The sequence below is a fragment of the Conexibacter sp. CPCC 206217 genome (genome assembly GCF_030646165.1).
Classification (GTDB): Bacteria; Actinomycetota; Thermoleophilia; order Solirubrobacterales; family Solirubrobacteraceae; genus Conexibacter.
This window is the reverse complement of the sequence record NZ_JAUTDO010000008.1, coordinates 35,753-53,298: the sequence shown is the minus strand read 5'-3', so window position 1 is coordinate 53,298 and position 17,546 is coordinate 35,753. Positions and strand designations below refer to the sequence as shown.

Genomic DNA, 17,546 nt, shown 5'->3' with positions numbered 1-17,546 from the left:
ACAGGCTGGCAGGTCGTCTCGTCGGAGGGGCATGAAGATCTTGCTCGCGGGAGCGACCGGCGCGATCGGCCGGCCGTTGATCCCCCTCCTCACCAGATCCGGCCACACCGTCATCGGCAGCACGCGCAGCCCGGCGAAAACGGACGCGCTGCGCGCGCTCGGCGCCGAGCCGATCGTGCTCGACGGCCTCGACCGCGCGGCCGTGCTCGACGCGGTCGCACGCGTGCGGCCTGACGCGATCGTGCACCAGATGACGGCGCTGGCGACCGTCGACATGCGCCGCTTCGCGCGCTCGTTCGCGCTCACCGACCGCCTCCGCACCGAGGGCACCGACCATCTGCTGGAGGCCGCACGGCGCAACGGCGTCGAGCGCGTCGTCGCGCAGAGCTTCACGGGCTGGCCGAACGCGCGCAGCGGCCCGTCGGCACAGCTGAAGAGCGAGCGCGACCCGCTCGACCCGAACCCGCCGAAGCAGTTGCGCCGCACGCTCGCCGCGATTCGGCACGTCGAGCGGACCGTCACCGCGGCGGGCGGCGTCGCGCTGCGCTACGGCGGGCTGTACGGGCCCGGAACCGGTCTCGCGCCCGGCGGCGACCAGTGGGACCTGATCGCGCGGCGCGGCTTCCCGCTCGTCGGCGACGGCGCCGGCGTCTGGTCGCTGCTGCAGATCGAGGACGCCGCGCGCGCGACGCTGGCGGCGCTGGAGCGCTGGACGCCCGGCGAGGTCTACAACGTCTGCGACGACGAGCCGGCGCCGGTGCGCGAGTGGCTGCCGGTGCTGGCCGCCGCGATCGGCGCCGAACCGCCGCGGCACGTCCCGCGCTGGGTCGGGCGGATGCTCGGCGCGCACGTCGTCGCGCTGATGTGCGAGATCCGCGGCTCGTCGAACGCGAAGGCGAAGGCGCTGCTCGAATGGGAGCCGCAGTGGCCGAGCTGGCGCGAGGGCTTCGCGGCGCTCGCGCGCTAGGTCCGCCGCAGGACCCTCGCCAGCTCGCGCTCGACGACCTTCGCCATCTCCAACTGGAAGCCGGCGGCGACGGCTTCGGTCGCGAGCGGGCGCAGGCGGGTGAGCGCCTCGGCCAGCTCGGCCCAGTCCTCGGCGGTGCGCGTCTGAGGGTCGATCTGGCCGCCGGCGACGTCCTCGATGAACAGTCTCGCGAAGGCGTCGGAGATCGCGCGCGAGTGGCGCTGGATCTGCTCCGCGACGGCGAGCGCGTGCGTCGCGGGGACGCCCATCGCGACCAGCTCGGAGCCGGCGCGCAGCAGCGTCGGGCTCGGGACCTCGTAGGTGCCGTCGCCGATCGCGCGGATCACGCCGAGCCGCTCGGCCTTGCGCAGCGCCTTCTGGTCCGGCCCGCCGATGCGCTGCTGCAGGTCGGCGAGCGTGATCAGCTCCGGCTCCTCCTCGGTGAACGCGCTCAGCGCCATCCGACCGAAGTCGAGCACCTGCTGGCCGGCGCCGTTGGACGCCTCCACCAGCCGCTCGATCGCCTTCAGGTTGTAGCCCTCCGACTGCATCTCCTGGATCAGCCGCAGGCGGGCGGCATGCTCCGGGCCGTAGTAGCCGGTGCGGGCGCGCACCTGCGGCGGCGGCAGCAGGCCGCGCGACTGGTGCGCGCGGATGTTGCGCACCGTCATCCCCGTCTCACGCGCGAGCTCGTCGATCGTCAGCTCGCGGTCGGGCTGATCGCTCATCCGCACATCCTACGGCCGCCCCTCAGGCGGTCAGCACGAGCGCCGGCTGGTCGCGCCGGATCACGAGCGTGTGCTCGAAGTGCGCCGAGCGGGCGCCGTCCTGCGTCACGAGCGTCCAGCCGTCCTCGAGCTCCTCCAGCTCGGTCGAGCCGGCCGAGATCATCGGCTCGATCGTGATCACGAGCCCCTCCGTCAGCGGCTCGTCGTCGAGCGGGTCGCACCAGTTGAGCACGTCGGGCTTCTCGTGCAGGCCGCGGCCGATCCCGTGGCCGGTCAGCTCGCGGATCACGTGGAAGCCGCGCTTGGTCACCTCGGCCTCGACGGCGGCGCCGATCGCGTTGCGCGGTGCGCCGGCGCGCGCCGCGTCGATCCCCTTCAGCAGCGCCGCCTGCGAGGCCGCTGCCAGACGCCCGCTGGCCGGCTTGACTCTGCCGACCGGCACCGTGATGCACGCGTCGCTGTAGTAGCCGTTCAGCTCGGCGGTGACGTCGACCTTGACGATGTCGCCGTCGCGCAGGCGCCGCGAGCCGGGCACGCCGTGGACGACCTGGTCGTTGACCGAGATGCAGATCACGCCCGGGAAGTCGTACGTCAGCTGCGGGCCCGAGCGCGCGCCCATGCGCGCGAACACGCGCCCCGCGACGGCGTCGAGATCAGCGGTCGTGATCCCGGCGCGCACGGCGCGGCGGCACTCCTTCAGCGTTGCGGCGACGACGGCGCCGGCCGCCTTCAGGCCGGCGAGATCCTCGGGCGAGTCGATCGACATGGGTCGATTATCGCAGGGGGTGGGAATCCTTCCCCGGACCCGTGACAGATGTCATGGCGATGTCCTGACGCACGCCACTTTCGCGTGCGGCGGTGCTCGCGTAGTTTGATCGATCGAGATGCCCAAGCCGTTCCCACTGTCCGCCGAGGGCGGCCCGTTCCACGAGCCGGGGGCCGTCGAGGGCCGCGGCAGACACCTCTTCGGGGTGCTGATGGGGATGGCGTGGCTGGCGATCCCGATCGTCGACACCGCGACGTCCGACCCGGCGGCGTGGAGAGCGGTGCTCGCGTTCGTCCTGTTCGTCGCGGCGGCGTTCGCCTACCTGCTCGGCGTCGCCGGACCGGCCGGCTGCCAGCCGCCGCGGCGGCTGTACCCGTGCATCGCGACGATCACGCTCGTCGGGATCGTGCTGACGCTGTTCGTCGCGCCCTCCTGGGCGATCCTCTTCACCTACGTCTCGGTGCTGTCCGGCATCCACCTGCCGCCGCAGCAGGCCGGACCGCTGCTGATCGCGTTCGTCGTGCTGGCGATCGGGCTCAACTGGCACGAGGGCGCCGGCACGTCGCTGTCGTACGGGATCAGCACGCTCGGCGTCGGCGCGCTGATGCTCGCGATGGGCCGGTTGATCAACGCCAACCGGCAGCTCGAGTCGGCGCGGATCCGGATCGGCGAGCTGGCCGTCGAGGCGGAGCGCGAACGGTTCGCGCGCGACCTCCACGACGTGCTCGGCCACAGCCTCTCCGTGATCACGCTGAAGGCGGAGCTGGCGGGGCGGCTGCTGCCCGAGCGCGGCGAGGAGGCCCAGCGCCACGTGCGCGAGCTGGAGCAGGTCGCACGCGACGCGCTCGGCGAGGTGCGCGAGACCGTCAGCGGCTACCGCAGACCGACGCTCACGGGCGAGCTGGCCGGCGCGCGGATGGCGCTCGACGCGGCCGGCATCGAGCTGCGCTTGCGGCGCCCCGACGACGACGGGCTGCCGACCGAGGTCGAGGCGCTGCTGGCGTGGACGGTGCGCGAGGGCACGACGAACGTGATCCGCCACAGCGGCGCGCGCCACTGCCAGATCGCGATCTCGCCGCCCAACGGCGACGGCCTCGCGAGCGCGGAGATCAGCGACGACGGGCGCGGCGTCAACAGCGGCGCGCCGAGCATCAGCGGCAACGGCCTCGACGGCCTGCGCGAGCGCGCGGCGCAGCTGGCCGGCCGGATCGACGCCGGCGCCCTCCCCGAGGGCGGCTTCAGCCTGCGCGTGACGGTGCCGTTGGAAGCAGCCGCCCAATGATCCGTGTGCTGCTCGCGGAGGACCAGGCGATGGTGCGCGGGGCGCTCGCGAGCCTGCTCGGCCTGGAGGACGACATCGTCGTCGTCGCCGAGGTCGGGCGCGGCGACGAGGTCGTCGCGGCGGCCGCGACGAGCCGGCCCGACGTCGCCCTGCTCGACATCGAGATGCCGGGCATGACGGGGCTCGACGCCGCCGCCGCGCTGCACACCGCGCTGCCGTCGTGCCGCGCCGTGATCCTGACGACGTTCGGGCGCCCCGGCTACCTGCGGCGGGCGATGGAGAACGGCGCCGCCGGCTTCATGCTGAAGGACGCGCCCGCGAGCGAGCTGGCGGCCGCGATCCGCCGCGCCGTCGCGGGCGAGCGAATCGTCGACCCCGGCCTCGCCGCCGCCGCGCTGAGCGCCGGCGAGAACCCCCTGACCGCGCGCGAGCGCGAGGTGCTCGCCGCCGCCCGCACGGAGGGCACGATCGCCGAGCTGGCGGACGCGCTGCACCTCTCCCACGGCACCGCCCGCAACCACCTCTCCGCGATCATGCGCAAGCTCGGCGCCGGCAGCCGGATCGAGGCGATCCGGACCGCCGAGGAGCGCGGCTGGCTGTAACGGGTGCCGGGGCGGGAGCCGCGTCGCGCCGCCGGCGTCGCCTCCGGGTCCACGCGCCTCGGGGCTCGTGGGCAGGGAATCGGCCAGGGGGTTTTCCCGATGTACAGCCGCCTGCCGAACACGTACGGTCCCGTCCATGTCCTCCGCACTCAACCTCCCCGAGGCCGCCGACGTCGACGCGCTGCGCGCGCAGATCGCCGGTGCCGTCGCGACGGCGGCCGACCCCGGCTACGACGCGCTGCGCGCGAGCTGGAACCTGACGTTCGACCAGCGGCCCGCCCTCGTCGTCGAGGCGGCGAGCGCCGACGACGTCGTCGCGGCGCTCGCGTTCGCGCGCGACCGCGGGCTGGCCGTCGCTGTCCAGTCGACCGGCCACGGTGCCGCGCACACGGCCGACGGCGGCCTGCTCGTGCGCACCGGCAGGCTGCTCGACGTCGAGGTCGACCCCGCGACGCGGACCGCGCGGATCGGCGCCGGCGCGAGATGGAGCGACGTGCTGCCCCACGTCGCGCCGCACGGCCTCGCGCCGCTGGTCGGCTCCAGCCCGAACGTCGGCGTCGTCGGCTACACGCTGCTCGGCGGGCTCGGCCACTTCTCGCGCAAGCACGGGCTGGCGGTCGACAGCGTGCGCGCGATCGACGTCGTGCTGCCCGACGCGACGCGCCTGCGCGTCACGTCCGAGAGCGAGCCGGACCTGTTCTGGGCGCTGCGCGGCGGCGCCTCCAACTTCGGCGCTGTCGTCGCGCTGGAGCTGGCGCTGATCGAAGCGCCGGCGCTGTTCGGCGGCATGGTGATGTACCCCGGCGAGCGTGCAACCGAGACGATCGCCGCCTACGCGGACTGGATCGCGACGGTCCCGGAGGAGGTCTCCAGCGCGATCTGCGTGCTGCGGATCCCGCCGTTGCCGATCGTGCCGGAGCCGCTGCGCGGGCGCACGGTCACCGTCGTCAGCGCCTGCGTCGAGGCCGATCCGGCGCGCGCGCAGGAGCTGCTGGCGCCGATCCGCGCGCTCGGCGAGCCGGTCGCGGACATGATGCGGCCGATCGAGATCGGCGGCCTCGGCGAGGTCGTGATGGATCCCGTCGACCCGATGCCGGCGGCCGGCCACTCCGACGTCGTCGCCGGGCTGACACCCGAGGTGCAGGCGCTGCTGGCCGGCACCGCGGTCGGCGAGCAGCCGTTCTCGATGGTCGAGGTGCGCCACCTCGGCGGTGCGCTCGCGCGCGCGGGCGTGGACGGTCCGATCGCCCGACCGGCCGGCGACGCGCTCTTCCACGTCGAGACGGTGGCGCCGCCCGGCCCGGCCGGCGAGCCCGTCCGCGCCGCGCTGAGAGGCCTGGCCGACGCGCTCGCCCCGCACGTCGTCGGCGGACCGCTGCCGAGCTTCCTCGGCGAACTGGAGCCGCTCACGCCGGCGCGGCTCGCGCAGGCGTACGCGCCGGAGGCGCTGCCGCGGCTGGCCGCGCTGAAGCACCGCTACGACCCCGACGACCGCTTCCGCTTCGGCCGGCCAATCGCGCAGGAGTGGGCCGGCTGAGCTGACGCTCGCGGCCGTCGCAGGGGCGCGGCGGCCGCGGGCGGGAACCTGCGTGAGCAGCAGCAGGCGGCGCTACCCTGCCGCTTGACAGGTTGTCAGAACGTACGAGTTCGGAAGAGGACCAGGCCCCCCATGGAAGCCATCACGGAAGTGCAGGAGGCGCCCGCCGCCGGCGAGCCCGTCTTCTCGCTCGAGCTGACGCAGGACCAGAAGGACGTGCGCGACTGGGTGCACGGCTTCGCGAGAGACGTCGTGCGCCCCGCCGCCGCGGAGTGGGACGAGCGCGAGGAGACGCCCTGGCCGATCATCCAAGAGGCCGCCAAGATCGGCCTCTACGGCTTCGAGGGGCTCGCGCAGTTCTTCGCCGACCCGACGGGGCTGTCGCTGCCGATCGTCAACGAGGAGCTGTTCTGGGGCGACGCCGGCATCGGCATGGCGATCATGGGCTCCGGTCTCGCCGCCGCGGGCATCGTCGCCAACGGCACCGGCGAGCAGATCGGCGAGTGGATCCCGCAGTGCTTCGGCACCGCCGAGGACCCGAGAATCGCCGCCTTCTGCGTCTCCGAGCCCGACGCCGGCTCCGACGTCTCCGCCCTGCGCACGCGCGCCAAGTACGACGCCGCGAAGGACGAGTGGGTCCTCAACGGCCAGAAGGCGTGGGCGACCAACGGCGGCATCGCCGCGGTCCACGTGATCGTCGCCTCCGTCGACCCCGAACTGGGCTCGCGCGGCCAGGCGTCGTTCGTGATCCCGCCGAACACGCCCGGGCTCGTGATGGGCACGAAGGTCAAGAAGCACGGTCTGCGCGCGTCGCACACGGCCGACGTCTTCCTCGACGACTGCCGCATCCCCGGCTCCTGCCTGCTGGGCGGCAAGGAGAAGCTCGACGCGCGCCTGGCGCGCGTGCGCGAGGGCACGAAGTCGCGCGGCCAGGCGGCGATGGCGACGTTCGAGGCGTCGCGCCCGACCGTCGGCGCGCAGGCGCTCGGGATCGCCCGCGCGGCCTACGAGTACGCGCTCGACTACGCGAGAGAGCGCAGACAGTTCGGCCGCGCGATCATCGAGAACCAGTCGATCGCGTTCACGCTCGCCGACATGAAGCTGGAGATCGACGCCGCCCGCCTGCTCGTCTGGCGCGCCTCCTGGATGGGCCGCAACCAGGTCCCGTTCAGAAACGCGGAGGGCTCGATGTCGAAGCTGAAGGCCGGCGAGGTGGCCGTCTGGGCGACCGAGCGCGCGATCCAGATCCTCGGCGGCAACGGCTACACGCGCGAGTTCCCGGTCGAGCGGATGCACCGCGACGCGAAGATCTACACGATCTTCGAGGGCACCTCCGAAATCCAGCGCCTCGTGATCGCCCGTGCGATCTCGGGAGTGCAGATCAGATAGGTCGTGCCCACATAGCTGCGTGTAGACGTACGTGTGTCAGGTACGTCGACGCGTCGGGAGGAGCGAGGCCGCCGGGCGCAGCGGGGACGCTGAGTGAGCGAGCGCGTCAGCGCCGCCGCAGCAGCTCGTCGAGCGTGCGGTCGGTGCGCGTGGCGGTGGCGGCCAGTGCGGGGCCGACGTAGCGCAGGTGCCATGGCTCGTACTCGTAACCGGTGGTCTGCTCGCGGCCGCGCGGGTAGCGGACGACGAAGCCGTAGCGGGCGACGTGGGCGGCGAGCCAGCGGGCCGGGCGGGTGCCGGCGAAGCAGCTCTCGGCGGCGCAGCGGCCGTTGGCGCCCGAGACGTCGACCGCGAGGCCGGTCTGGTGCTCGCTGTGGCCGGCGCGTGCGCTGACGTGCGACGCGTTCTCCGTGCCGCGTTCGCTCGCGTAGCCGGAGAAGAGCGCCTGCTGAGAGCCGTAGGAGCGGAAGCCGGAGACGGCGGCCAGCGGGACCTTGTCGCGGCGCGCGGCGGCGAACAGCCGCTCGAGCGCCCGCGCGGGACGACGGCGCAGCATCCGACCCTCTTCCGGCACGCCCGCGAGGAAGGTCACGCGCGGCACGACGAGATCCCGCGGCACGTAGCGCGCCGGCAGCGCACGGCGCTTGTCGACCAGCACAGCCGCGTCGTCGCGGCGCGCGGCGGCGAGCGCGCGGCGCAATGCGGCGCGCGCCGCATTGCGCCGCGCGAGCACCGGGTCGAGCCGCTGCGAAACCAGCGGCGGCGGCACGAGCGTCGCCCACGGCGCGGTGAACAGCGGGGGCGACAGCGCGGACAGCGGAGCGGGCGCAGCTCGCGACGGCGTCGTCGCGGAGACTTCGCCGGGCGCGGCGACGGGCAGCGACGCGCTGCCCGCGATCACGTTCGCGACGCGGCGCTCAGGTCGCGCTCGATCGCCCCCCAACGTGCTGGCGGCGACCGGGGCCGCGATCAGGGCGAGCGCGACCAGCAGCGTGATGAGGGTCCGGGAGGTGCGCATGACAAACGCCCGCGCGAGACGGCACTCCCATGACGGCTGAGTCTGGACGCGGCGCGGAGGCGGCAGCCCGCGCGGACGTCAGTCCAGCGTAGCGCCGCGCGCCGAATGACGCGCTCACGCCGGTGGCGCGCCGCCGCTCATCGCCGCAGCGGCGCGCGCGGCCGCGACCCGCGCGCGCCGCCGCCTCCGTCCTAGTTGCTCTCTCTCTGCGCCGCGCCCTCGCTCTTGTTGAACGCGCAGCGGAAGTTCTCCGGCTGGCTGACCGGCTTGCCGCCGGCGAAACCGCCCTTGTCGTGGTTGTCGTAGACGGTCACGTACTGCGTCGTCTCCGGCAGCGGGTTGGCGGGCAGCGGGACCGGGTCGGGCTCGCCCTGCTTGGGATCGCCCTTGGAGCCGTCGGTGACGCCCTGCGAACCGGCCGCGGAGGAGCCGGCGGCGGTCGTGATCAGCGTCGAGGACATCTCGCGTCTGTCCTTCAGGCCGTCGCTCGGGTCGAGGTCGGTCGTCGCCGTCAGCCGGCTGTCGTCGATCGTGCCCGCCAGCTTCACGCGCGGCGCGGCGCCGAGCAGCTGCGCGGCCGTCGGCAGCCAGCCGCCGAGGTCGACGCACTTCTGCGTCGCGAACAGGTAGTCGTTCTTGCCGATCTCGTCGTCCTCGAGCGGCGTCAGCGCCGACGCGAGGCACCAGGTGCCGAGGTCGACGGTCTCCGGCGAGCAGCTGCCGGTCAGCGTCTCGGAGGTCGCGCCGTCGGCCCCGAGGCGGTCGGCGCGCTTGGCGCGCGCGACCGCCGGCAGGTATCTCGCCGGGATCTTGCCCTTCACCAGCTTCACCACCGGCGCCGCCTTCTTGGCGGTCTTTCTTCTCGCGCTGCCCTTCTGCGCGAGCGCGGGCACCGTCACGGCCAGTACGAGCGCCAGCAGCGCGACGAAGAGCGCGGCGAAGCCGGCGCTTCTGTTCAGTCGTTCCATCATCGACGCCTCCTGTGGCGGCTGTGTCGTTGTTCGGCGCGTGCCTGCGCGCGGCCGTTGGCCGTCGCGGGCGCCACGCGGCGCGGGGTGTTGCGGTCGCGGCGACGGACGCCGAGCGTCAGCGCGGTGCCGGCGAACGCGGCCAGCAGCGCCACGCCCAGCAGCGCGGGCGCGAGCGGCGAGTGCTCGTCCGGGTTGTAGGCGGCGAAGGCCTGCGACGACTCCGGCGCGACCTCCTCCTCCCGCTTCTCCTCGTAGACGCGCACCGTCGCGCCGCCGGGCGGCGTCGGACCGGTGAAGCTGGTCGCGGGCGGCGGCGGCGAGACGCCGACGATCGGGCGCTGCGTCGGCGGCTTCAATGGGATCTCGCCCGGCACCAGCGCAGGCGGCACGAACGGGATCACCGGCGGCGGCAGTCTCGCCGCTCTCGGCGCTCTCGGCGGCGTCGGCGGGGGCGGGATGACCGGGGCGATCACCGGCGGCGGCGGCGGTGGAGGCGCCGGCGCCGGGCTCGGCGCGACGGCGGGCGGCAGCGCCGCCGGCGGCGGCACGGCCACGGGCGCGGTCGGCTCGGTGACGTTTCTGAAGCGGGCGGGGTCGAGCGGGCGCGTGCCGCACGGCTGCTGCACCGAACCGGCCTGCACCGTGACGACCTGCGAGTACGACATGCCGCCGGCGCTGACCGTCAGCGTCGTCGTGCCGGGGTTGAACGCGCACAGCAGCCCCGAGGTCGCGTCCGTCACGGTCTTGCCGTCGGCACCCTGCAACGGCTTGCGCAGGTTCGTCGTGTTGGGGTCGACCGCGACGAAGTCCGCGATGTCCGGGTCCGAGCTGGTGAAACGGTACTCGGGCGTCACGCGCGTCGAGCAGTTCGCCTGCAGGCAGAGCGCCGCGGGGAAGCTCAGGTACGGGTCGGCGCCGGTCGGGTTCGGGCTGCCGTCGGCCGGCGAGATCGGACCCCAGCGGTCGCCGCCGAGTGCGCGGCGGCCGAGCCCCTGGAACAGCGCCGGTCTGCTGCGCCGCAGCAGCGTGCCGTCGACGGCGGCGAGCGCCAGCTGCTTGATCAGCGGGATCATCCGCACTCTGACCGGCGCGCGGTTGGTCGTCGCGTCGCGTCCGGCGACGTCGACGCTCAGCAGCAGGTAGCCGCTGTCGCCGAAGATCGCGTCGGCCTGGTCGGGCTGCTGCGCGTTGGCGATCGGCGAGCGGTAGCCGAGCGTGCCGGTGCCGAAGGCGGGGATCGTCGTCGTGCCGCCGGCCGGGATCTGCGTCACGCGCTGCTCCTCGGGCCGCTCGTAGACGTAGGCGCTGGCGCCCTCGTCGACCAGCAGCTGCGCGATCGCGTCGCCGTCGGCGGCGACGTTGCTGCGCGGCGTGAAGCGCGTGTTGAGGTCGCGGCTGCCGACGACGATCGCCGGGATCCCTCTCGCGCGCGCGTCTCTGAGCGCGGCGCGCAGCCACGGCTCCTGCTCCTCCTGCGGGACCTGGTACGGGTCCGAGGCGGCGAGCGAGCCGCGCGAGTTGTCGATCACGATCACGCGCACGGTGCCGGCGGCGCCGGCGGAGTCGAACGCGTAGTGCGTGCGCGTCCCCAGCGACGTGTCGGCGCTGCCGAAGATCGTGATGCCGCTCGGCGTCGCGGCCGTGCCGAACGGCGACGGCAGCCCCGCGAACGCCGAGCGGAACGTCTGCGCCGTGTCGCCGAGCGAGTCGGCCGCGGAGACCGCGCCGTAGACCGGGACGGGCGACGAGCTCAGCATGCCCGCGAGCCGCGCGGCGTCGGAGAGCTGCGTCGGCAGCGTCGACGTGACGGGCATCCGGCCGCCGGTGTAGAGCAGCGCGCGCGGAGCGCCGGGCTGTGTCGCGAGCGCGCCGAGCGCGCTCGTGAGCGCGTTGACGGTGCGGTCGGGCCCGACGCCGCCGCCGAGCAGCGCGCACGGGCCGTCGCAGGTCGCGTGGCCGGCGACGGCGAAGGTCGCGGTGGCGGTGTCGAGCCCTATCGGGCTCGCGGTCTCCGCACCGGGTCCGGCCGGGACCGTGTTCGGCGAGTAGCGCTCGACGGCGGACGTCTGCACGCGCGCGCGCACCGTCGCGCCGGCGCCGCTGGCGCCGGTGCCGCGGCCGGCGTTGTCGGCCTGGCCGGACCAGCCGCCGACGGCCCAGCCGTCGCCGCTCGCCGGATCGAGCGCGAACGCGGCGATCGGATCGGCCTTCTCCGGCTTGTCGTTGGCGACGCCCGCGTACGCCTCGCGCTGCTCGTCGCGCCAGCCGCCGTCGACCTCGCGCAGGACGTAGCCGTCGGCCGCCAGCGGGAACGGCGGCACGAGCGCATCGGGGACCTCGGGATCGGGCGCGGGCAGGATCGGGGCGACGGGCCAGTCGACGTTGGGCGCCACGGCGACGACGGCGCGCACCTGCGCACCGGCGCGCACCGCGGCCGCGGCGACGACGGAGACCCCCGGCAGCGGCGACGCCGCGATGCGCCACGCGCCGGCGGCGCTGTCGCGCTCGTAGACGATGCCGCGGCCGGCCGCGATCGCGCCGCCGTCGGGGAGGCCCGCGACGGTCACGATCCGCCCGCCGCCGGGCGCCTGCGCCATCAGCGCGTGCAGGCCCGCGTCGACGTGCCAGCCGGCGGCGTCGCCGTCGTTGACGAGCACGTCGCTGCCGGCCGCGACGAGCGCCTGGCGGCCCGCGAACGCGATGTCGGTGAAGTCCGCTCTCTCGAAGCCGGCGGGCAGCGGCTGCTGCTCCCACGTCTTGCCGTACATCAGCAGCACGCCGTCACGGCCGACGGCGTAGCCGCGCTGGGAGTCGGCGGCGTCGAAGCCGACGCCCATCAGGTTGCCGTCGAACGCGATCGGCGCGGCGGCGTCCCGCTCCCACAGGCCCGTCTCCTTGCGCCACAGCCACATCGAGCCGAGGTCGCCGACGGCGTAGGCGCGCCCGGCCTCGGGCCACGCGACGCCGCGCAACAGGGACGCGTTGACGGCGCCGGTGGAGCTGAGCAGGTACTCGCGCTCCCAGCCGACGCCGGGCGCGTAGCGTGCGACGGCGCCGTCGGCGCCGACCGCGAGCGCGCCGCGGTCGAGCGCGCCGGGCGTCGCGCCGGGCTCGGTCGCGACGTCCAGCAGCGGCGAGCGCAGCGACACCGGCCATGACGCCAGTCGCGCGGGCGTAGGCGTCTCGGAGACCTGCACCGGGCCCTGCAGCCAGCCGTGGTCGGCCGAGCTGAAGCCGCCGCTGGGCGCGAAGTTGGGGCCGGCGCCCTGCTCGCGTGTGAAGCGCGTGCCGTCGAAGCGGGCCCACGTGCCGAGGTTCGTCGCGTCGTCGCCGCCGATCGCGAGCGGGTTCGTCACGACGCGCGTGCCGAAGCCGTCGCCGGCGAACGCGAACGAGCGGTAGCCGGCGCGGCGGCCGAATCTGAAGCCGAGCTCGCTCGTGCAGAGCGCGCCGCCGTCGGGGCCGTGCGCGTCGCACCAGCTGCCGGTCACGCTTCTCGCGGAGGACGACCACCACAGCGTGACGTCGCTCTCGCTGCCGTCGTCGAGTCTGATCGTGCCGTCCATCCAGACGCCGTTTGCGGTCGCGCTCAGCGGCTGCTGACCGTCGCCGGCCAGCGCGCCGACCGCGGTGATCCCGTCGGCGGGCGTGCCGAGGGCGGCGAAGCGCGCAGCATCGGCGCCGAGGTCCTGCTGCTGCCAGCGCGCGCCTCTGTCGTCCTGGACGCGTCGGAAGAGGACGAAGCCGTCGGCGGCGGTCGGGTCGGTCTGCGCCAGCAGGTAGGCGTCGCCGGCAGAGCTCGCGTCGATCGCGATCGTGTGGAAGAGCTCCGGCGAGTCGGCCGGGAGCTCGATCGGCTCGCGTCTCCAGGCGGTCCCGTCCCAGTGCGCGACGGCCTGCTCGACGTCACGCCCGACGAGCGGCAGCAGCACGTTCGTTCTGCCGTCGGCGTCGTAGGCGGCGATCGCGGTGTGACCCGCGCCCTGCTCGGGCGTCACGGTCTCCGCGGGCAGGCTGGAGAGGTCGTCGGCGGGCTCGGCGACGTCGTCGGGCGGAGCCGGCAGGACCGTGAAGCGCCCGCCCGGGTCGCGTGCGAGCACGACGCCCTGCAGGCCGCTTCTGCGCTTGCCGTCGCGTCCGACGAGCGCGCCGCCGCCGTGCGCGGTGATGCGCGCGGTCGACGCGTTGGGGTCGGGGCCGCGATAGGGCGCGCCGGTCTCGTCGACGGGCGTCTGCGCCGGCGACCAGTAGCCGGTGGCGTCGTCGGTCCGCTCGAAGACGAGCTGACCGCCGGTGCTGAGCCTGTCGGTGAACGCGCCGAAGGCGAGCGGACCGCTCAGGTCGCCGAACGACGGGACGTCGGCGGAGAGTCTGCGGTAGGCCCAGGTCTCGCCTGCCGCACCGGCGGGCGCGGCGCCCATCACGACGGTGTCGCGGTCGGCGAGGCCGAGCACGGGCGCGGCGGTGCCGGCCGCCTGGGCGGGCGCGGCGACGGCTGCGGGCAGCGTGACGGCCGCCGCCAGGACGGCGGCGAGAGCGGCGCGGATCGACGTCATCGCTTCGGTTCCTTCGTGACGAATCTGAGTCTGTCCGGCCAGCGTCTGCGGTTCAGCTGCAGGACGAGCGTGTGGCGACCCGGCTTCAGTCTGCGCAGCCGCGTGCGCGCGACGACCTTGCCCTTGCGGCGTCCCTGCAGCTGCACTCTCGCGACGCGGCGCAGCGAGAAGGTGAGGTGCAGCCTCAGGCGTCTGTCGACTCTCGGCTTGCTGAGTCTGAACATCAGCGCCTTCAGCCGGACCGTTCTCGGGTCTCTGACGACGGCCTCGGGCTCCGGCTCGACGTCCGGCGGGGCGAACAGCTGCGAGTCGTCCGCCGGCGGCGTGTCGGAGATCGCCTGCGCGACCGACTCGTTGGGGCGGTAGGTGATCAGTCTCGCGAACGCCGGATCGCTCTCGGCGGCGCGCGGGGCGCCGTCGGTGAAGTGGAAGATCCAGCCGGCGTTCGTGACCATCCAGCCCTCGTCGGCGCTGGTGAACTCGATTCTCGCGGCCGCGCCGCGGCCGGAGCCGCCGGCCGGCAGCCGCACGACCTCGGCGCTGTCGTCGGGCCGCATGTGCACGACGCGGGCGCGCGCGGTCGTCGAGGCGCGTTCCTGATAGGACTGCACCGTCGCCCACGCGTCGCCGCCGCCCGGGACGGCCGCGACGTCGGTGAAGCGGTCGTGCTCGCCGAACAGCGCGGGGTCGAGCGAGAGGTCGCGGTAGAAGCCGTTCTCCAGGCGCACCGCCAGCGGCGGGCGCGGCGAGTTCGTGTCGGCCGGCGCGACCGGTCCCGAGGCGGCGCCGCCGCCGACGAACCAGGGCGTGTTGCCGGACGCGACGTCGGTCGCCAGCAGCTCGGCGCTGCCGGGGCGCAGCCCCGGCGGCGGCAGCGTCGCGTAGCGCTCGTTGCGGAAGGCGGTGCCCTGGATCGCGTGGATCGTGTACGGGAAGTCCTCCTGCTGCGTGAGCTGGACGGGGGTGTCGCGGTCCTCGCGCTGCGCGCCGATGAAGGTCGTCTCGTAGAAGCGCCCGGCGCCGGCGACGATGTCGCTGACGCCGCGGCCCTGCGGCGCGTAGAACGACGTCAGCGTCGTCCCGTCCCAGTGCAGGTGGTAGCCGCCGGCGCGCTGGCCTGAGGGGTCCTCGGCCGCGACCCCGCCGAACCAGCAGTCGCTCGGGCCGCTGCAGGCGGCCGCGGTCAGCGTGCGGAACGGGTCGGCGCTGTCAGGCGCCGTCGAGTAGGAGGCGATCACCTGGCCGTCGCGGAAGTGGCAGAGGCCGAGGCCGCCGCCGCGGCGCGGAAGGCTGGGCTCTGTGATCGTCCAGAACTCGTCGGTGCCGGCCCAGGCGATCCGCGTCGTGTCGGCGCTGCCGCCGCAGACCGTCGTCAGCTGGCGCCACGCGGCGCCGTCGTAGAACCACAGGCCGCGCGGGACGATCGCGTTGCCCTCGACGGCGAGCAGGCAGCGCGTCGCCGACATGCAGGAGAGGTCGCCGGGTCTGCCGAGCGGCACCTTGTACGGCGAGCCGGCGGGCGGCGCCGGCTGCTCCAGCCGCCACGACGCCGCCTGCGCCGCGGGTGCGGCCGTGCCGGCGCCGGTGATGAGCAGCGCGAGCCCGGCGAGCGACGCGGCGACGGTGCAGAGCAGCCTGCGGCGCATCAGCGACGATCGCGGTCCGGCATGCTCCCGCGCTCCTGCTCGCGCAGCCGCGGGAAGTCCTCCGGCTCGACGTTGGGGACGGTCGAGAGGACGGCCTCCAGCGCGACGCCGGAGAGCGTCTCGTGCACGAGCAGCGCCTGTGCGGTCTCGTGGACGGCGTCGATGCTCTGGCGCAGGATCCCGCGCGCGACCAGCTCGGAGTCCTTCACGAGCCGCTCGACCGCCTCGTCGATGACGTCGAGCGTTCTCGGTCCGACGGAGCCGAGCTCCTGCAGCGAGGCGCCGAGGAAGACCTCGCCGGCCTTCTCGCCGATCGTGACCGGACCGAGCTCCTCGGACATGCCGAAGCTGGTGACCATCGAGCGGGCGATCGCAGTCGCCTCGTGGAGGTCGTCGTGGACGCCGGTCGAGAGGCCGCCGAACTCGATCCGCTCGCCGGCCGCGCCGGCGAGGATCGCGATCAGCTGCATGATCAGGTCCTGCTCCTCCATGATCGTCTGGTCGCGATCGGTGAGCATGTGCGCGGCCGTGCCGAGCGTGCGGCCGCGGGCGACGATCGAGACCTTGCGCGCGGTCGCGCCGGTCCCCATCGCCTCCGTCACGACGGCGTGCGACGCCTCGTGGATCGAGATGATCCAGCGCTCGCGCTCGGTCAGCAGGTGCTTCTTGGCGGGGCCGGAGACGACGCGGTCGATCGACTCCTCCAGTACCTTCTGCGTGATCTCACGCTCGCCGGCGCGGACGGTCAGCAGCGCCGCCTCGTTGACGACGTTGGCCAGCTCGGCGCCGGAGAAGCCCGGCGTCAGGCGCGCGATCTCGTCGAGGTCGGTGTCGGGGCCCATCGGGCGCTTGTTGCCGTGCAGGCGCAGGATCTCACCGCGGCCGTGGACGTCCGGCGTGTCGACGGTGATCTGGCGGTCGAAGCGGCCCGGACGCAGCAGGGCCGGGTCGAGGATGTCGGGGCGGTTGGTGGCGCCCATCACGACGAGGCCGCCGTCGCCGCCGAAGCCGTCCATCTCGACGAGCAGCTGGTTGAGCGTCTGCTCGCGCTCGTCGTTGCCCTGGCCGATGCCGGCGCCGCGCTTGCGGCCGGCGGCGTCGAACTCGTCGATGAAGATGATCGCGGGCGACATTCTGCGCGCCTTCGCGAACAGGTCGCGCACGCGGGCGGCGCCGACCCCGACGAGCGACTCGACGAAGTCGGAGCCGGAGAGGCTGAAGAAGGCGGCCTCGGCCTCGCCGGCGACGGCCTTCGCCAGCAGCGTCTTGCCGGTGCCGGGAGGTCCGACCAGCAGCACGCCCTTCGGCGCCGCGGCGCCGAGGTCGAGGTATCTGGAGGGGTCCGCGAGGTAGTCGCGAATCTCGGCCAGCTCGGCAACGGCCTCGGGCACGCCGGCGATGTCGGCGAACGTGACCTTGTGAGCGGTGCCCTTGCCCTTCTTCTTGCCTCTGCCGGTGAAGTTGGAGAACGAGGCGATGCCGCCCGCGCCCCCGTCCTGGCCGATCCGCATGAACAGCGCGAAGAGGCAGACGAGCAGCAGGATCGGCAGCAGGAACTGCACGACGATCGTCACCTGCGCCTTGCCCGGCTGCTGCTTGACGGCGACGATCGCGCCGCCTCTGTCGAGCGCGGAGGAGAGCGTCGCGGTCTGCGCGCCGGAGCTCGGGTAGGCGGCCCAGAACTCGCTGCCGTCTCTGGTGTGGATCTGGACGCGCGCGTCCTGGTCCAGCAGCGTCGCCTCGACGATGACTCTCTCTCTGGCGAGCGTGAAGACCTGGCTGAGCGGTATGCCGACGCCGCTGCTCGACGGCTTGGTCGCCCCGAGCAGCGTGAAGAAGAGGATGACGATGACGAGCGCGGCGATCATCAGACCGAGCGCGAAGACGTCTCTCAGCAGGAAGCGGCGGATCGCCGTGGCGCCGTTGCGCAGCGCGTCTGCGGCGGGATTGCGTCTCTCCGCGAGGCCCGAGCGGACTCTCGCTCTCGGCAGCGCGTCAGCACGCGTCGCGCGCTTGGTGCCGAGCGGGCGCTCGTCGCTGTTGGGGTCCGGCTGAGGTGCCTGCGGATCGTCGGTCACTGGGTG

General features: G+C 74.1%; 12 protein-coding genes. 5 read left to right on the top strand and 7 right to left on the bottom strand.

The window, feature by feature from the left end; all coding sequences use genetic code 11:
• Positions 1 to 31 precede the first annotated feature (31 nt).
• Positions 32 to 967, top strand: a complete 936-nt coding sequence (locus Q7L65_RS21255; RefSeq protein ID WP_304724287.1) for an NAD(P)-dependent oxidoreductase — start codon at positions 32 to 34, stop codon at positions 965 to 967.
• Here the strand turns inward: Q7L65_RS21255 and Q7L65_RS21250 are convergent.
• Complete coding sequence (locus tag Q7L65_RS21250) at positions 964 to 1,695, bottom strand: MerR family transcriptional regulator (RefSeq protein WP_304724285.1); 732 nt, start codon at positions 1,693 to 1,695, stop codon at positions 964 to 966. The genes Q7L65_RS21255 and Q7L65_RS21250 overlap by 4 nt on opposite strands.
• 22 nt (positions 1,696 to 1,717) lie before the next feature.
• Positions 1,718 to 2,461, bottom strand: coding sequence for a type I methionyl aminopeptidase (gene map, locus Q7L65_RS21245; RefSeq protein WP_304724282.1), 744 nt, complete (start codon positions 2,459 to 2,461; stop codon positions 1,718 to 1,720).
• Between the two features lie 118 nt (positions 2,462 to 2,579).
• On the opposite strand from map, the gene Q7L65_RS21240 reads away from it, so the two are divergent.
• The 4 genes from Q7L65_RS21240 (at position 2,580) to Q7L65_RS21225 (ending at position 7,271) form a co-directional block, all read left to right on the top strand.
• Complete coding sequence (locus Q7L65_RS21240; protein WP_304724280.1) at positions 2,580 to 3,743, top strand: sensor histidine kinase; 1,164 nt, start codon at positions 2,580 to 2,582, stop codon at positions 3,741 to 3,743.
• Positions 3,740 to 4,345 (top strand): response regulator transcription factor, encoded by a 606-nt coding sequence (locus Q7L65_RS21235; RefSeq protein WP_304724278.1) that lies wholly within the window; start codon positions 3,740 to 3,742, stop codon positions 4,343 to 4,345. Before Q7L65_RS21240 ends, Q7L65_RS21235 begins: the two co-directional genes overlap by 4 nt.
• A gap of 136 nt (positions 4,346 to 4,481) precedes the next feature.
• Positions 4,482 to 5,882, top strand: a complete 1,401-nt coding sequence (locus Q7L65_RS21230; RefSeq protein WP_304724277.1) for an FAD-binding oxidoreductase — start codon at positions 4,482 to 4,484, stop codon at positions 5,880 to 5,882.
• Positions 5,883 to 6,014: 132 nt separating this feature from the next.
• Positions 6,015 to 7,271 carry an acyl-CoA dehydrogenase family protein gene (locus tag Q7L65_RS21225; RefSeq protein WP_304724275.1) on the top strand — a complete coding sequence of 419 codons (1,257 nt, stop codon included), beginning with the start codon at positions 6,015 to 6,017 and terminating at the stop codon, positions 7,269 to 7,271.
• Between the two features lie 106 nt (positions 7,272 to 7,377).
• Here the strand turns inward: Q7L65_RS21225 and Q7L65_RS21220 are convergent, their stop codons facing one another.
• The 5 genes from Q7L65_RS21220 to ftsH all read right to left on the bottom strand — a co-directional run bounded on the left by Q7L65_RS21220 (position 7,378) and on the right by ftsH (position 17,540).
• Positions 7,378 to 8,289 (bottom strand): M15 family metallopeptidase, encoded by a 912-nt coding sequence (locus Q7L65_RS21220; RefSeq protein WP_304724273.1) that lies wholly within the window; start codon positions 8,287 to 8,289, stop codon positions 7,378 to 7,380.
• 191 nt (positions 8,290 to 8,480) lie between these two features.
• Positions 8,481 to 9,260 (bottom strand): hypothetical protein, encoded by a 780-nt coding sequence (locus Q7L65_RS21215; RefSeq protein WP_304724271.1) that lies wholly within the window; start codon positions 9,258 to 9,260, stop codon positions 8,481 to 8,483.
• Positions 9,257 to 13,816, bottom strand: coding sequence for a hypothetical protein (locus Q7L65_RS21210; protein WP_304724269.1), 4,560 nt, complete (start codon positions 13,814 to 13,816; stop codon positions 9,257 to 9,259). Before Q7L65_RS21210 ends, Q7L65_RS21215 begins: the two co-directional genes overlap by 4 nt.
• A complete protein-coding gene (locus Q7L65_RS21205; protein ID WP_304724268.1) occupies positions 13,813 to 15,462 on the bottom strand; it encodes a hypothetical protein in 1,650 nt (549 codons plus the stop codon). The genes Q7L65_RS21210 and Q7L65_RS21205 overlap by 4 nt, the downstream gene beginning before the upstream one ends.
• Positions 15,462 to 17,540 carry an ATP-dependent zinc metalloprotease FtsH gene (gene ftsH, locus Q7L65_RS21200; protein WP_304724266.1) on the bottom strand — a complete coding sequence of 693 codons (2,079 nt, stop codon included), beginning with the start codon at positions 17,538 to 17,540 and terminating at the stop codon, positions 15,462 to 15,464. The genes Q7L65_RS21205 and ftsH overlap by 1 nt, the downstream gene beginning before the upstream one ends.
• Positions 17,541 to 17,546 lie beyond the last annotated feature (6 nt).

What these genes read in the sequence shown, in the direction of transcription:
- Q7L65_RS21255 (WP_304724287.1), top strand. Translation starts at nt 32, where the DNA reads ATGAAGATCTTGCTCGCGGGAGCGACCGGCGCGATCGGCCGGCCGTTG.
- Q7L65_RS21250 (WP_304724285.1), bottom strand. Translation starts at nt 1,695, where the DNA reads ATGAGCGATCAGCCCGACCGCGAGCTGACGATCGACGAGCTCGCGCGT.
- map (WP_304724282.1), bottom strand. Translation starts at nt 2,461, where the DNA reads ATGTCGATCGACTCGCCCGAGGATCTCGCCGGCCTGAAGGCGGCCGGC.
- Q7L65_RS21240 (WP_304724280.1), top strand. Translation starts at nt 2,580, where the DNA reads ATGCCCAAGCCGTTCCCACTGTCCGCCGAGGGCGGCCCGTTCCACGAG.
- Q7L65_RS21235 (WP_304724278.1), top strand. Translation starts at nt 3,740, where the DNA reads ATGATCCGTGTGCTGCTCGCGGAGGACCAGGCGATGGTGCGCGGGGCG.
- Q7L65_RS21230 (WP_304724277.1), top strand. Translation starts at nt 4,482, where the DNA reads ATGTCCTCCGCACTCAACCTCCCCGAGGCCGCCGACGTCGACGCGCTG.
- Q7L65_RS21225 (WP_304724275.1), top strand. Translation starts at nt 6,015, where the DNA reads ATGGAAGCCATCACGGAAGTGCAGGAGGCGCCCGCCGCCGGCGAGCCC.
- Q7L65_RS21220 (WP_304724273.1), bottom strand. Translation starts at nt 8,289, where the DNA reads ATGCGCACCTCCCGGACCCTCATCACGCTGCTGGTCGCGCTCGCCCTG.
- Q7L65_RS21215 (WP_304724271.1), bottom strand. Translation starts at nt 9,260, where the DNA reads ATGATGGAACGACTGAACAGAAGCGCCGGCTTCGCCGCGCTCTTCGTC.
- Q7L65_RS21210 (WP_304724269.1), bottom strand. Translation starts at nt 13,816, where the DNA reads ATGACGTCGATCCGCGCCGCTCTCGCCGCCGTCCTGGCGGCGGCCGTC.
- Q7L65_RS21205 (WP_304724268.1), bottom strand. Translation starts at nt 15,462, where the DNA reads ATGCGCCGCAGGCTGCTCTGCACCGTCGCCGCGTCGCTCGCCGGGCTC.